The sequence below is a fragment of the Spiroplasma endosymbiont of Cantharis rufa genome (genome assembly GCF_964019665.1).
Classification (GTDB): domain Bacteria; phylum Bacillota_I; class Bacilli_A; order Mycoplasmatales; family Mycoplasmataceae; genus Spiroplasma_A.
This window is the reverse complement of record NZ_OZ026459.1, coordinates 374,255-390,849: the sequence shown is the minus strand read 5'-3', so window position 1 is coordinate 390,849 and position 16,595 is coordinate 374,255. Positions and strand designations below refer to the sequence as shown.

15 protein-coding genes are annotated in these 16,595 nt (G+C 26.2%); all 15 read right to left on the bottom strand.

Features of this window, described 5'->3' with window-relative positions; all coding sequences use genetic code 4:
- Positions 1-9: 9 nt before the first annotated feature.
- On the bottom strand, positions 10-1,137 hold the full coding sequence (locus tag AACL15_RS01810; protein WP_339034737.1) for a DnaJ C-terminal domain-containing protein: 1,128 nt from the start codon (positions 1,135-1,137) through the stop codon (positions 10-12).
- Between the two features lie 56 nt (positions 1,138-1,193).
- A complete protein-coding gene (dnaK, locus tag AACL15_RS01805) occupies positions 1,194-3,032 on the bottom strand; it encodes a molecular chaperone DnaK (RefSeq protein WP_339034735.1) in 1,839 nt (612 codons plus the stop codon).
- Between the two features lie 30 nt (positions 3,033-3,062).
- A complete protein-coding gene (locus AACL15_RS01800; RefSeq protein ID WP_339034733.1) occupies positions 3,063-3,701 on the bottom strand; it encodes a nucleotide exchange factor GrpE in 639 nt (212 codons plus the stop codon).
- Positions 3,702-3,703: 2 nt separating this feature from the next.
- Positions 3,704-4,723: a heat-inducible transcriptional repressor HrcA gene (hrcA, locus tag AACL15_RS01795; RefSeq protein WP_339034731.1), complete on the bottom strand. Its 1,020-nt coding sequence runs from the start codon at positions 4,721-4,723 to the stop codon at positions 3,704-3,706.
- Between the two features lie 62 nt (positions 4,724-4,785).
- Positions 4,786-6,933, bottom strand: a complete 2,148-nt coding sequence (locus AACL15_RS01790) for an ATP-dependent Clp protease ATP-binding subunit (protein WP_339034729.1) — start codon at positions 6,931-6,933, stop codon at positions 4,786-4,788.
- A 228-nt stretch (positions 6,934-7,161) separates the two neighbouring features.
- Positions 7,162-7,908: a hypothetical protein gene (locus tag AACL15_RS01785; protein WP_339029417.1), complete on the bottom strand. Its 747-nt coding sequence runs from the start codon at positions 7,906-7,908 to the stop codon at positions 7,162-7,164.
- 29 nt (positions 7,909-7,937) lie between these two features.
- On the bottom strand, positions 7,938-8,441 hold the full coding sequence (locus AACL15_RS01780; protein WP_339034727.1) for an isochorismatase family protein: 504 nt from the start codon (positions 8,439-8,441) through the stop codon (positions 7,938-7,940).
- 1 nt (position 8,442) lies between these two features.
- Entirely contained in the window at positions 8,443-9,555 is a 1,113-nt protein-coding gene (gene hemW, locus AACL15_RS01775; RefSeq protein WP_339034725.1) for a radical SAM family heme chaperone HemW, read from the bottom strand.
- Positions 9,537-11,018 (bottom strand): MSC_0882 family membrane protein, encoded by a 1,482-nt coding sequence (locus tag AACL15_RS01770; RefSeq protein ID WP_339034724.1) that lies wholly within the window; start codon positions 11,016-11,018, stop codon positions 9,537-9,539. Before AACL15_RS01770 ends, hemW begins: the two co-directional genes overlap by 19 nt.
- Before the next feature lie 36 nt (positions 11,019-11,054).
- Positions 11,055-11,330 (bottom strand): TIGR04561 family membrane protein, encoded by a 276-nt coding sequence (locus AACL15_RS01765; protein WP_339034722.1) that lies wholly within the window; start codon positions 11,328-11,330, stop codon positions 11,055-11,057.
- A 109-nt stretch (positions 11,331-11,439) separates the two neighbouring features.
- On the bottom strand, positions 11,440-11,931 hold the full coding sequence (locus AACL15_RS01760; protein WP_339029427.1) for a hypothetical protein: 492 nt from the start codon (positions 11,929-11,931) through the stop codon (positions 11,440-11,442).
- A gap of 191 nt (positions 11,932-12,122) precedes the next feature.
- Positions 12,123-13,226, bottom strand: a complete 1,104-nt coding sequence (locus AACL15_RS01755; protein ID WP_339034720.1) for a lipoprotein — start codon at positions 13,224-13,226, stop codon at positions 12,123-12,125.
- A gap of 25 nt (positions 13,227-13,251) precedes the next feature.
- The gene (locus tag AACL15_RS01750) at positions 13,252-14,349 is read right to left on the bottom strand and encodes a lipoprotein (RefSeq protein WP_339034719.1); all 1,098 of its coding nucleotides are present in this window, start codon (positions 14,347-14,349) and stop codon (positions 13,252-13,254) included.
- A 25-nt stretch (positions 14,350-14,374) separates the two neighbouring features.
- Complete coding sequence (locus tag AACL15_RS01745; protein ID WP_339035086.1) at positions 14,375-15,463, bottom strand: hypothetical protein; 1,089 nt, start codon at positions 15,461-15,463, stop codon at positions 14,375-14,377.
- Between the two features lie 34 nt (positions 15,464-15,497).
- The gene (locus tag AACL15_RS01740) at positions 15,498-16,595 is read right to left on the bottom strand and encodes a lipoprotein (RefSeq protein ID WP_339034718.1); all 1,098 of its coding nucleotides are present in this window, start codon (positions 16,593-16,595) and stop codon (positions 15,498-15,500) included.

The following is a 16,595-nucleotide window of genomic DNA, read 5'->3' as shown; positions in this document are numbered from 1 at the left end:
CCTTATAGGTTATTCTTCTAAATTATTTGTAACTTTAAAATCAGTTGAGTCTAATATACTTTGCAATTTTTCTCTCTCATTTTTTTCAATTTCTTTTGGAATTACAAAATTAACTTCTAATAATAAATTACCTCTGTGAGATGATTTAACACCTCTATATAGTCCACAATTTTTAACAGTAATAATATCTCCATTTTTAATACCTTTTGGTATTTTTACATTAATATTTCCATCTAATGTTTTTATAGGGATTTCGTTTGCAAGAATAGCATCAAGATAACTAATATCAAATTTAAATTTGATATCAAAATCATTCACTATTACTAATTTTTTAGAACCATTCAGATGTATATCTGCATATAAATGTCCACGCTCTCCACCATTTGAAGAATAGTTTCCTGAATTTCTTAAAACAATTTGTTGACCTGGGACTAAACCTTTTGGGATTGGCATCATGACAGTTTCCTTTTTAAGAACAGTTGCATTTCCTCTACAAGTTTTACATGGATTCTTATTTTGTTTTCCATTTCCTTTACATTTTGGACAAGATTGTTGTGTTTGAAATTTAGCAATACCCATATCTTGAAGTACAGTAACTACACCATGTCCATTACATACTTCACACTCAACAATATCTGATTTTGATTTTGCACCAGTTCCATCACAATCATCACATTTTGAAATTAAATCCATTTTAATTTCTTTGTTAACTCCAAATAATAATTCTTTTAGAGTTAAATTAACATCTATTACAACATCTTTTCCTCTTGAAGATCTTGCTCTTGAAGAAGAATTACCTCTTCCTCCAAAAAAATTAGAAAATATGTCTGAGAAAAAGTCTCCAGCTCCTCCCATATTTGAGAAGAAATCTCCGAATCCTTGTCCAAATCCACCACCAAAGCCAGAACCCATTCCACTTAATCCATCGTGACCAAATTGATCATAAGCTTGACGTTTATTTGCATCTAACAGTACCTCAGCTGCTTCTGTAGCTTCTTTAAACTTTTCTTCTGCATCTGGTTCTTTACAAATATCTGGGTGGTATTTTTTAGCTAATTTACGATATGCTTTTTTGATATCATCTTCAGATGAAGATTTGGCAATACCCAAAATTTCATAGTAATCTCTTTTAGCCATAATATACCTTCTTTCTTATCTTTAAAAAACAACTACAAATTAGTTGCTTTTTAAAATTATTTAGTTTCTTCATCTTTATTTTTGTCTTTTTTGTCTTTTTTGTCTTTTTTATCTTTTTTATCTTCAATATCTTCTTTTGGTTGTTCAGTTGCACCAGCTTGTGTTTGTTGAGCTGCCATTTCAGAAGCCATTTTCATTGCTTGCTCTAAATCATTCATTTTTTTCTCTAAAGTTTCATAATCTTCTTTTGAAATTAATTCACGAATTTCTTTTGCCATTTCCTCAGATTGTTTTTTTTGCTCCTCATTTACTTGATCTCCAGTTTCACTAATTGAAGATTCAATTATATTCAAGTAACTTTCAGCCTTATTTTTTAATTCAATATTTTTACGTTTTTTATTATCTGATTCTTGATTTTCTTCAGCTTCTTTAACCATTCTCTCAATCTCTGCATCAGATAAACTACCTGAATTTGAGATTGTAATAGTTTTTTCTTCATTAGTAGCTTTATCTTTTGCCGTTACAGATACAATACCATTTACGTCAATTTTAAATGTAACTTCAATTTGAGGAGTTCCTTTTGGAGCTGGTTTAATTCCTGTTAATTGAAATTGTCCTAATGATTTATTATCCCCAGCCATTGGTCTTTCACCTTGTAATACATTAATATCAACTGCTGGTTGATTATCAACTGCTGTTGAGAATACTTGTGATTTTTCAGTAGGAATTGTTGTATTTCTTTGAATTAAAGGTGTCATAACTCCACCCATTGTTTCAATCCCTAATGTTAGAGGAGTAACATCTAATAAAAGAACATCAGTTACGTCTCCAGCTAAAACTCCACCTTGAATTGCTGCACCCATAGCAACAACTTCATCTGGATTAATAGTTCTATTTGGTTCTTTTCCAAGTAATGATTTTACTAATTCTTGAACTGCTGGAATTCTTGTTGATCCACCAACTAAAAGTACTTGATCAATATCACTAGCTTTTAATTTTGCTTCTTTTAAAGCATCTTCAACTGGTTTTCTAGTTCTTTCAACTAAATCCTTTGACATTTTTTGAAACTCTGCTCTTGATAATTTAGTTGAAAAGTTAACTGGTCCATTTTCATTCATTGCAATAAATGGTAAATTAATCTCTGTTTCAACTTGACTTGATAAATTAATTTTTGCTTTTTCTGCTTCATCTTTGAATCTTTGTAAAGCCATCTTATCTTTTGATAAATCAATATTGTGTTCTTTTTTAATTTCTTGACCGATTCAATCCATAATTTTTTGGTCGAAGTCATCTCCACCCAACTCATTATCTCCTGAAGTTGATAAAACATCATATGTTCCTTCTGCTAATTCTAATAATGAAACGTCAAATGTTCCTCCACCCAAGTCATAAACTAAAACTTTCATTTCTTTATCTTGTTTGTCAATTCCATATGCTAATGCAGCTGCAGTAGGTTCATTAATAATTCTTTCAACGTCTAAACCTGCAATTTTCCCTGCATCTTTTGTAGCTTTTCTTTGAGCATCATTGAAGTAAGCGGGTACTGTAATAACAGCTTTTGTTACTTTTGTACCAATTTTATCTTCAGCATATTTTTTTAAATATCTTAAAATTTCTGCAGAAATTTGTTCTGGAGAATAATCTTTTCCTTCTAAATTTCTTTTTTTATTTGTTCCCATATCACGTTTAATTGATATTGCTGTATTTGGGTTTGTTACTGCTTGTCTTTTTGCAGCTCCCCCAATAATAATGTCACTATTTTTAAATGCAACAACAGATGGTGTTGTTCTTTGACCTTCAGGGTTTTCAAGAACCATTGGTTGTCCACCCTCCATAATAGCTACACATGAATTTGTTGTACCTAAGTCTATTCCTATAATTCTTTCTTTTGCCATAATTAATCTCTCCTTTAATATTTTTCTAAATTACTCTGCAACTTTTACAGCTGCATGTTTAATAACTCTATCATGTAATTTATAACCATTTGAAACAACGATTGCTATTTTTCCTGATTTAAATTCTTCACTTTTTACTTGCTCAATTGCAGAATGCAATTCTGGATTGAAATCATCTCCTGGTTTTACAACAACCATTGCTACACCAGCATTTGTTAATGCTTGATCAATTTGATTAATAATCATTTCAAATCCCATTAAATAATTTTTAATTTCAGCATTATCAGGAGTTGATTTTAAAACTCCTCTAAACATATCTATTGCTGGAATCAGCTCTGAAGCTAATTTTTCCCCGCCATACTTTCTAACCAAAACACTTTCATTTTGAAATCTTCTAACTGTATTTTGATTATCAGCTACAGCAATTAATCTTGCTTCTTCTAGTTTTGCAATTTCATCATTCAAAGCTACAAACTCTAATTCCAATTTTTCAATATTAGAAAGTTCTTCAACTTTAACTTCCTTATTTTTTTTGTCTTCAGTTTTTATATCCTTATGATCTTTATCAGATTTTTCATCTTTAATTTCTTTTGCTTTTGGATTTATATTTAATTCTTTTTTAATATTTTCAAATAGATCCAAAATTTTTTTCATTTTTTCTTTTTCCATTTTTATTCTCCTTCCAACAAAAACTTTTCTTCAATTTTATTGCTTATTCATTCTAAAAGTTTTGATACTTTATCATATTCAATTCTTTTAGGCCCAACTAGAGCTAAAGCACCTTTGCCCCCACCTTTTGTGGGAAAGTTTGTTCCAATAACAGCAATATCATCATTTTCATTGCCTGTTTCTAAACCAATAGCTACAGTAGTTTTGTTTGTTTTACTTTGGTAATTAAATCAAACAAAGGGAGAAGCATTTTCAATAAATTGAATAATATCTTTTATCTTATTTGCATCATTAAACTCTGGGTTTTCTAATAAATATTTAACACCACTTGTTCTTGATTTATTTGAATCTGTATGTATTAAAGCTCCTATTAAAGTTTGTAATACAAACTCATATTTTTTAACTTGCTGTCTTAATACAGGAATCATTGCTTGTGATTTTGTTTCAATTTCAGAAATCTTAGAATTTACTAATCTTTCATTAAATAAATTGATTGATAGTCTTAACTCTTCCAAAGTTATTGAATCAAGATTTATATTTTTATTTTCAATAGCTCCATTTGAAAGAACAAATATTACAACTGCAGATTTATTTGAAATAGGTATTAATTCAATTTTTGATAAGAGTAATTCACCATTTACTTCTGAAGTCGCAACAACTGTTGCTAATTTTGTCATTTCGCTTAAGATTGATGAAGTCTTTTCTAAAATCTCATCAATAGTGGCTCCTCTTTTTTTAAAGATCTCATTAATCTGAACTTTGATATCTTCAATGTTATTCGATTCCATAAGATTATCAACATAGTATCTATAACCTTTTGTTGAAGGAACTTTACCAGAAGAAGTATGAGCTTTTTCTAAAAAGCCTTGTTCCTCTAGAAATGCTGATTCATTTCTAATTGTTGCAGATGATACTTCCATTGTTAATACCTCTTGAATCCTTTTAGAACCAACTGGTAATGCAGTTTTAATATATTCTTCTATAATGGATTTTAAAATTAGGTTTTGACGTTTTGTTAACAATTAAAAACACCTCCATAACAATACATTTCTAGTTTATCAATAGCACTCTTAATAATCAAGTGCTAATTTAATTTATTTGAAGTAGATAGTACAAAATTGTTATTATTAACATCAATTACATAATTTCTCTTAGGTTCTATCTCACTCGAAACTATTGCCCTTGCAATTAAAGTCTCAATATTTCTTTCAATATATCTTTTAATTGGTCGAGCACCATATTGCTGATCATAACCTTCTTCTAAAATTTTTTTTATAGACGAATCTGTAAAATTTATAATATATTCATTTGATAATAAAACTCTCTCTTTTAATTCATCTAAAGTTTTTATAATAACTTCTTTAATAACATCTTTAGATAAAGCATTGAAATTCACAATATTATCAATTCTATTTAAAAATTCAGGTCTAAAGAATTTTCTTAAATTCTCATTTAGAACATCTTGATCAATTAATTCTGGTGGTGTTGAAATTAGATATTCAGAACCAATATTTGAAGTCATAATTATAATTGTATTTTTAAAATCAATTGTCTTTCCAAGAGAATCAGTAACTCTACCATCATCTAAAATTTGTAAAAATATATTAAAAACATCGGGATGGGCTTTTTCTACTTCATCAAATAATAGTATCGAGTACGGTGCTCTTCTTACAGCCTCAGTAAGTTTACCTCCCTCTTCATAACCAATATAACCAGGAGGAGAGCCTAATAATTTAGATACTGAATGTTTTTCCATATATTCGGACATATCAAATCTCAGCATTTTTTTCTCACTTCCAAATAAATTTTTTGCAAGAGATTTAGCAACTTCTGTTTTCCCAACACCAGTTGGACCTAAAAATAAGAAACTACCTATTGGCTTATTTGGGTCTTTAATCCCACTTCTACTTCGAATAATTGCATCAGATACAAGTTCTAATGCTTGATTTTGACCTTTTACCATTTTTTTAAGTGTTGTACTTAAACCTAAAAGTTTTTGTTTCTCACTTTCAATTAGATTTTCCATTTCTATTCCAGTTCATTTAGATACAATTGAAGCAATTTCAATTTCAGTTACCTCCTCTGAAATTAATTTTTCCTTGTTATTATCAAGTGCAGAACTTAATTGTTTTTCTAAAGCTGGTAATAATGAATATTGAATTTCTCCAGCTCTTTGATAATTAGCTTGTGCTTGAACTTGCTCTAGTTCAATTTTTAAACTATCAATAGTTGACCTAAATTGATTAATTTTTTCTAATGATTTTTTTTCAGAATTTCATTTATTATTAAATTCGGCCTGTATTGTTTTTAAATTTTTTAATTCTTTTTCTGCTTGCTGTAATCTATCTTTAGATTTTTCATCTTGCTCCTTAGAAAGTGCTGCTTTTTCAATTTCTAATTGCATAACTTTTCTATCAATTTGATATAACTCTGTAGGAACTGATGCTAACTCTGTTTTAATTGTGGCACTAGCTTCATCTACCAAGTCAATTGCTTTATCTGGTAAAAATCTATCAGAGATATATCTATCGCTTAATTGTGCAGCTGCAACCAGAGCATTATCATGAATTCTTACTCCGTGATATGTTTCAAAACGTTCCTTTAATCCTCTTAAAATTGAGATTGTCTCTTCAATAGTTGGTTCACTTACAATAACTTTTTGAAATCTTCTTTCAAGTGCTGCATCTTTTTCTATATATTCTCTATATTCTTTTAAAGTTGTTGCTCCAATAACTTTAATACCACCTCTAGCAAGAGAAGGTTTTAATAGGTTTGAAACATCCATTCCTCCTCCATTTCCAGTTTTTCCTGCTCCCACAATTAAATGTAATTCATCAATAAATAATATTATTTGACCATTTTCCTTTTGAATTGCATTTACAATTCCCTTGATTCTTGCTTCATAATCTCCTAAAAAACTAGCACCAGCCATAACACTTCCCATGTCTAACTCTAGAATTCTTTTATCTTTTAAAACACTTGGAACATCACCTTTATTTATTCGTTGAGCTAATCCTTCTGCAATTGCTGTTTTACCTACACCAGGCTCACCAATTAAAACCGGATTATTTTTAGTTTTTCTACTTAATATTCTAATTACTCTCATAATCTCATCATCTCTTCCAATGATTGGATCCATTTTTCCTTCTTTTGCATCCTTTGTTAAATCCCTTGTATATTTATTTAGGATTTCTGGGTCATTTAAAGGATCTGGTTTTTGTGTAAAATCCATAAACATTCCTCCTCTTGATTAGCACTCTATGTGTCTAATTGCTAATCAATAATATATTACATTTTGTTTTAGCAATGTCAATGTTTAAGTGCTAATTTTTTGAAATTTTTATAAAATAATTTAAATTTAAGAATAAAGTATTAATTGCTTACTTATCAATTAGAAAAATATCTAGTAAAAATAAAAACACAAATTAAAAGCACTAGTTTAGACCAGTGCTTTTAAGCATTAAATTTTATTAGAATAATTTTCCTCAATAAAAATACAATATAGTTGCATAAAAGTGGAATAAGCTAATTTTGCCTTTTCTTTTAAATTTAAATTTGAAGTTGATCTAATTACTTCTCCTTGAAAGAGTTTCATATTTATTGGCAAATATTTAAATACATCCAAATTTATATTTTTATTTAGCTCAATAAAATCTTCAGTTTTATCTGATCTCAAAACTAAATTTAAAAGCAGTTTTTGTTCTTCATTAATTAGACTTTTTAAATCTTCATTTTCATTAAAATCATAAAATAGTAAAATTAACTTATAATTAATAGCATTTGAATCCTTAGAGTTTTTAATTTTTTCAGTTTGTTTTTTAGTTAACTTCAATCAAATATTTGAGTTATATCTTAATTGAGTTAAAAAAATTTGTTTTAAAATAAATACTCTTTGCAATATTTTAAATCCATTGCCAATTGTAAACTTACTAGAAAAAAACATTGTTGTTCAATAAGATATATTCTCTGTTAGTTTTCACAAAATATAAGTCTTATTAAATTCTCTTTCCAACTCTTTTACTATTTTTATAAAAGAATTACTTTTAATTGCCTCAGAAAAAAGTATATCGTACTTTTGCTCTATTTTTACCTGAGGTTGATTTGAAAAGTTATATATAATATCTTTAAAATCTATAAAATTATCATCATTAGTTACTTTTAAAAAAGATAAATTGTTATTATCAATAGTTTTTAATTGTTTAAGCATGTGTTCCTCCAAACAATTAATCGCTCTTTTTAATTTATTTTTTTAGAAAGATCATAATTAATTACAGAATTATATCCTTTTTTAATAGCATCATCATATGTAGCTTGCACACAAACTTCTAAAGCTAAACCACATATCTCTAAATCCTCTACTTTTTTAGTTTTTAATCAAAAGTCTAATTCAGATTCAACATTTAACTTCTCATTTTCTTTATCTTTAGAAATATAAAAAGCAGAATAACTATCATAATCTAATTTAGTTCCTTTTCTTATTATTAAGTCAGCATTTGATGAATCAATAATAAACTCTGCACCTTGTGAATTAACTACGCAATGTTCTGGTCATTTAATAAAAGAAATGTGATTTTGGGGATGAAAATCTCCTGAAAAAATAACATAATTTCCATTCTTTTTATATTCACTAATTTTGTTTTCAATTTTCTTTTGAATTAATTCACCCTGAGGCACATAAAGTTTTCCCAAAGGATTTGCAAAATCATATTGATAATCTACTACAATTAAAGCTTTTTTCATATTATAAAAAATCTATTAATATCTCATTTAAGATATTAAATCCCCTTTCTGTACATCTAAGATTATTATTAACTATTTCTAATAAATTTTGTTCAATTTTTTGTTCAATTTTTTGTTGATAAAAAGTAACTATCTCTTTATTTTTTTCTAAAGACACATCAATTCCCTCTACCATTCTTAAACCCATCATTATAATTTGAAAATAATAATCTTCTTGTGAAAGCAACTCAAACTCTTTTTTATAATTCAAAATATTACCTTCATTTTTAGTCAGATAATATTTATTATCAATTTGTTCAAATCCTGTAGCACCAATACCTACACCAGCAAATGTTGAATTATTTCAATAACTAATATTATGAAATGATTTATTATTTTCTCCTAAAGCATAATTTGATATTTCATATCTAATATAACCTAAATCTTTAAGACCTTGATTAACTATTTCATCAAATAACTCGTCATTTTCGGGTAGTTTCATATTTTTTCTTCCCCAAATTGATTTTTCTTTCATTATTAATGAATATCATGAAATATGATCTGGTTTTAATTTCTTAAGATATTTTAAATCTGTTGCAATATTTTCTTTAGTTTGATCGTATAAGTTATACATTAAATCTATACTTACATTTTTAAATCCTGCATTTCGAATTAATTTGAAAGCTTTTATTGCTAATGAATTATCGTGAATTCTTCCAATTTTTTTTAATAATTCATTGTCAAAAGTTTGAATTCCCATACTAACTCTATTAATATTAAATTCCTTATAAATATTTAATTTTTCTAGCGTAACTGATTCAGGGTTTAACTCTATTGAATATTCAAAGTTTGGTTTATTAGTAAACTTTGAAAGAATATTGCACATCCTTCTTGTTTGCTCTTCGTTTAAACAACTTGGAGTTCCTCCCCCAATATAAATACTTTGAATATCTTCTAATCTATTTTCATACTCCTCTAATTCCAGTTCAATTTTGTCTAAATACTTTTCAATAATTTTTGGATCTTGTGGTTTTTTGACTTTTACAAAATCACAATAAAAACAAATATGTTCACAAAATGGAATGTGAACATATAAGCTATTAATTTTTCTATCTATTAATTTATTACTCCTCATGGTTTTAATGAAAGACCTCTTTTTTTTCTAATAATTAATCAAGGTATAACAATTAAAAATAAAAGAATTGCCATTGAAGTAAAGAATATAATCATACAAACTTTATTTGCTTTTTTTCTAATTTCTTTTATTTCTTGCTGTGGTATTATTTCATATCCATAATACCCAATTAAATTATTTTTTCTTGTTCTAGTTGTTACTATGTTTAATACATGAACTATTAAAGTAATAAATAAAATAACTATATTTGTTTTAATTTCTGAATCTAGTGATTTTAGACTCCCAACTTTTCAAAATAAGAAATAAATATCTGGATTTCCATTTAAATATTTACTTTGTAAACCATACATTATTGCTAATGAAATTGCTCCAAAAATATAAATACAAAATGACACTCAATTTAAATAAACTCCTCTTGATATTAAGGTTCTATAATTTCTAGTAATAAAATAAGGTACGAGCTCTTTTCCAAATAAAAGATCTTTTTCATATTTTTTGACATTTGAATAAATAAAGGCAAAGTCAGTTAAACTAGTTATAAAAAATCCTGCCGATACAATTAATAATGTTATTGAGAAGAAAGGATACATTACTTTTGCTCTTTCTACTCCCATGTAAGTTCCATTATCTCCAGCTTTATAATAAATTGCTAACATAATTGAAGTTGTAATTATACCAACTACTCCTATTAAGAAAATTAAAAATATTCTTAATTTTTCACTTCTTATTTCCTTAGCTATTTCTTTTGGAATGATATTTGCCTTTTTCATTCTTTCTCCATATGAATTATGCTCATAAGGATTATAATTATTTGAACTAACTGGTGCATAGTCAACTTCTGGATTATATCCAAAATTTGGATTTGGATTATAAAATTGATTATTATTAGAAAAATCATTATAACCATATTGCATATTATTATTTGGCATGTGATAATTTTCATATAAAGGCTTATTATTATAAATTTCATTTCTTTGAACATTATTGATTTGATTATTTGGAGGATAAACCATTCTATTATATTGATTTTCATCTCTATAATTTCCATAATTAATTCTTGACATATTTTCAAAATCTAAACGTTCTTGTTTTAAATCATTACTATATTGATTTTGATAATTTACATATGACTGCATTTGAGTTGGCTGGTATCTTGGTTGTTGATATTGAATTAAATCTCTTTGATTATTTTGAAGATAGAATTTTTCATTTGGATCTCTTACTTCACTTCTCTTATAATCAGGCATTCTATTTTGTTGATAACTATTATCAAAATTTAATTGTCTTGGTCTTATATACCCAGAGTTTTTATTTTCAATTAGATTTTTTTGATATATTGCTGTTTCGTTAAAGTAATTAGGATTATTTTGAGGGTTTGAATTTAACGCAAAATTTCCAACATTTTGTTGGTTTTGATTTTCGTTTAATTCATCATTTTTATTTGGATTTACTAATCCCCTCATAAAAAACGCCCCTTTTTTTATGAGCATAAAAAGGTTTTATTTTTTTCTTCTATCTCTTTGAATTTTTTTAATTTTAGCTATTTCTAGCTCAAAATTATTTCTTTGATTTTCAAATTTTTCAAGTCTTTTAAATTCATCTGCTGATACTTGCTCTTTTTCAAAGTAAAATTTTGAATTTTTTCTAAAAAGTATCAAAAAATATATAGTTAAAGAAATAGATGCAATTATTGTAAAAACTAGCAATACAACTCATAAAGGAAGACTAAAGTCTAGTACTTTAAAATTTGTGTTACTCATTAATAGTGTTTTCATAACAATCACCTTTTTTAGCCCAACTGTAAATTACCCTATCTACAATCTTAATTATAATAACATATTTATTAAAAAAACTAGATTTTTTTAATCTAGTTTTATCATTTTTTTAGTCTCAACTTGCCACTAAAGCATCAATAATATCGTTTTTTCACTCTTGAATATCTAAATCATTAACAAAAAAGTCAATAAATTCATCCTTTAAAGTAACAATTAAGTTCATTGAAAAGTCATTTAATTCAATATCTAATTCTTTTAATTTTTCTAAAACTTCTTTAGGAAAATCAGGACTAAAAGCAATTGATTGTACACAATCTTCTGCAAATAATTCAGCATCTGATTCTTCTTGCAATGAACCCATTAGAGCAGAATAAACCTCTTCTTCACCTATTTCATTTTCTTTAACAACTCTTGCTATTTCTTCAAGGGGCTTTCCATCTAATTTTAATGGTTCATAATTTTTTTCAATTTCTTCTCCAAATAAAACAATAGCAAAATATAAACTCATTCCAGCTATTAATTCTTCAAACATCTTATCTGCTATTTCATCTGGTAAATTATCAATATATTCACTTATACTATTTGCTTGTACTTCTGTCATTTTATAGTTCTCCTTATTTATTTAATTATCTAACAAAAAAGTCCATTAATATAAAAAAGTTTCAATAATTATCTATTTAATTGCTTTATACTAATGACAATTATATAAGAGAATTTAATTTAAAAATAAAAAACTTCAACTTTTAATAGTTGAAGTTAATAATAAAATTATATCTAATATTTTTAAATAAATTAACTATTTATAATATCTATTTTTGTATATATTATACTGTTATAATCTCATCTTTTATCATCTGGTCCTCATATTTCAGAACCTATATTAAAATGATTTTTCTTATCTTTTATTGGATCATTAAAATCATAAGTTTCACCAAATATAAAATCCTTATAAATTGAATTTTCATATTTACTGTTAAATTCTTTATAATGAGTCCTAATTTTTTTATAAATAGATGATTCAAGTTCATATGAGATTTTTCCTTTTTGAATTTCTCCCTCAATAGTATATTCGATTTCATCGTCAAATTTAAAATTAGCATTATATAATTTTAAATTTAAATGCTGATTTTTGCTATTTGCAATAATCTTATCTTTTTCATTTACCACTTCTTCAATTTCCAAATCTGGAGAATTTAGTTGACTACTGTATTCTTCAAAAAATTCTTTCATTCAAGTGCTTAAATTATTTGTTACATACCCCACAAAATAATCTACATATAATGAAATTAAACCAATATAAATATCTTCTCCTTGATTTGTTTTTACTTTTAGTATATTTTTTCATAATCTAGTACATGAAAATGTATTACTTGATATTGGTCTAATCTCTGATCCCAAAAATATTGAGAACGCATTTTTCTTTTTTATATTTCAATGATTATCATTTGTCATTTCTGAACCAAATTCCAAAACAATTTTATTATGGCCAGGTAAAAAAGCTTTTTTTATTTCATCTTCACTTTTACCTACATAAAACCCTGACATCAATTCCATACCAAAAGGTTTTTCTAAACTTGCATCCGTTGGAAGTAAACTATCATATAAAAAATTAACATTATTATTTTCTACATCATCTTTTTTAACGATTCTTTCATATTTATTTCCATTACTTGAACCTGATCAAATTTTAAAGTGATCTTCTTTTGATGATAACTCTAAGTCACCATTTTCTAATTCATTAATTTCCAATGAACCAAATCTTTCTAAAATTTCTTCATCTGATCAGTTAGTTTTCTCTTTTTCTGGTTCAGTTGTCCCTCCAAAACAAGATACTACTGTAAATGAACTTGAAGTTACCAATGTTATTGAACCAAGTACTGCTAATAATTTTTTCATATTTTATCCCTCTTTATTGAATTAACTATAAAATATCTATTTTTGTATATATTATACTGTTATAATCTCACTTCTTATTATTTGGTCCTAATATTTCAAATCCAGCATTATAATGTTTTTGTTTATCCTTATTTGAATCATCAAAGTCTAATGTATAAGCAAATTCATAATCTTTATACGATGAATTTTCATATTTATAATTAAATTGAGAAGTATGCAAAGAGACTTTTCTTTTAAGATAAGAATCCAGTGCATATTCTATTTCTATATTTTCAATATCTGTATCTTCATCCTTCTTATAATCAATCTTTTGGTTAAATTTAAAATTAGCTTTTTTAAATACTAATTTTAAATGTTGATTATTACTATTAGTCAAAATATCATCCTTTTGATTTACAATTTCTTCAATTACTAGATCCTGAGAGTTTAGTTGACTACTATATTCTTCAAAAAAAGTTTTTATTCAAGTGCTTATATTATTTGCTACGTACCCCACAAAGTAATCTACATATAATGAAATTAAACCAATATAAATATCTTCTCCTTGATCTGTTTTGATTTTTAGTACATCCTCTCATATCCTTGTACATGAAAATGTATTACCTGATATATGTCCTGATCCCAAAAATATTGAGAATGCATTTTTCTTTTTTAGATTCCAATGATTATCATTTGTCATTTCTGAGCCGAATTCAATTTGAATATTATTATAAACATTTGAAAAAGCTTTTCTTACTTCATCTTCACTTTTACCAACATAAAACCCTGACATCAATTCCATTCCAAATGGTTTTTCTAAACTTGCATCCATTGGAAGTAAACTATCATATAAAAAATTAACATTATTATTATCTATATCATTTTTTTTAACAATTCTTTCATACTTATTTCCATTACTTGAACCTGATCAAATCTTGAAGTGATCATCTTTTGATAATAACTGTAAGTCACCATTATCTAATTCATTAATTTCTAATGAACCAAATCTTTCTAAAATTTCTTCATCTGATCACTTAGTTTTCTCTTTTTCTGGGTCAGTTGTCCCTCCAAAACAAGATACTACTGTAAACGAACTTGAAGTTACCAATGTTATTGAACCAAGTACTGCTAATAATTTTTTCATATTTTATCCCTCTTTATTGAATTAACTATAAAATATCTATTTTTGTATATATTATACTGTTATAATCTCATCTTTTTCTATTAGGTCCTCATATTTCAAATCCACCATTATAATGTTTTTGTCTATCCTTATTTGAATCATCCAAGTCTATTGTATAAGCAAACTTGAAATCTTTATATATTGAATTTTCATATTTATAATTAAATTCAGAAGTATGCGATGAAACTTTACTTCTAATATATGAATTTAAGGCATATTCAATTTCTGTATTTCTAACTTCAGATTCTTCATCATTCTTATAATCAATTTTTTTGTTAAATGTAAAATTAGCATTTTTGAATACTAATTTTAAATGCTGCTTATTACTATTCGCCAAAATATCATCTTTTTCATTTATCACTTCTTCAATTTCCAAATCTGGAGAATCTAGTTGACTACTATATTCTTGAAAGAATTCTTTCATTCAAGTGCTTAAATTATTTGCTACGTACCCCACAAAGTAATCTACATATAATGAAATTAAACCAATATAAATATCTTCTCCTTTATTTGTTTTGATTTTTAGTACATCCTCTCATATTCTTGTACATGAAAATGTATTACCTGATATATGTCCTGATCCCAAAAATATTGAGAATGCATTTTTCTTTTTTAGATTCCAATGATTATCATTTGTCATTTCTGAGCCAAATTCAATTTGAATATTATTATAAACATTTGAAAAAGCTTTTCTTACTTCATCTTCACTTTTACCAACATAAAACCCTGACATCAGTTTCATTCCAAATGGTTTTTCTAAACTTGCATCCGTTGGAAGTAAACTATCATATAAAAAATTAACATTATTATTATCTATATCATTTTTTTTAACAATTCTTTCATATTTATTTCCATTATTTGAACCCGATCAAATCTTGAAGTGATCATCTTTTGATAATAACTCTAAGTCACCATTTTCTAATTCATTAATTTCTAATGAACCAAATCTTTCTAAAATTTCTTCATCTGATCAGTTAGTTTTCTCTTCTTCTGGATCAGTTTTTCCTCCAAAACAAGATACCACTGTAAATGAACTTGAAGTTACCAATGTTATTGAACCAAGTACTGCTAATAATTTTTTTATATTTTATTCCTTCTTATTGAATTAACTATAAAATATCTATTTTTGTATATATTATACTGTTATAATCTCATCTTTTTTTATCTGGTCCTCATATTTCAAAACCTGTATTAAAATGATTTTTCTTATCTTCTATTGGATCATCAAAGTCATAAGTTTTACCAAATATAAAATCCTTATAAATTGAATTTTCGTATTTATAGTTAAACTCTTTATAATGAGTTTTAATTTTTTTATAAATAAATGATCCAAGTTCATATGAGATTTTTCCTTTTTGAATTTCTCCCTCGATAGTATACTCAATTTCGTCATCAAATTTAAAATTAGCATTATATAATTTTAAATTTAAATGCTGATTTTTGCTATTTGCAATAATCTTATCTTTTTCATTTACCACTTCTTCAATTTCCAAATCTGGAGAATTTAGTTGACTATTGTATTCTTCAAAAAATTCTTTCATTCAAGTGCTTAAATTATTTGTTACATACCCCACAAAATAATCTACATATAATGAAATTAAACCAATATAAATATCTTCTCCTTGATTTGTTTTCACTTTTAGTATATTTTTTCATAATCTAGTACATGAAAATGTATTACTTGATATTGGTCTAATCTCTGATCCCAAAAATATTGAGAACGCATTTTTCTTTTTTATATTTCAATGATTATCATTTGTCATTTCTGAACCAAATTCCAAAACAATTTTATTATGACCAGGTAAAAAAGCTTTTTTTATTTCATCTTCACTTTTACCTACATAAAACCCTGACATCAATTCCATACCAAAAGGTTTTTCTAAACTTGCATCCGTTGGAAGTAAACTATCATATAAAAAATTAACATTATTATTTTCTACATCATCTTTTTTAACGATTCTTTCATATTTATTTCCATTACTTGAACCTGATCAAATTTTAAAGTGATCTTCTTTTGATGATAACTCTAAGTCACCATTTTCTAATTCATTAATTTCCAATGAACCAAATCTTTCTAAAATTTCTTCATCTGATCAGTTAGTTTTCTCTTCTTCTGGATCAGTTTTTCCTCCAAAACAAGATACCACTGTAAATGAACTTGAAGTTACCAATGTTATTGAACCAAGTACTGCTAATAATTTTTTCAT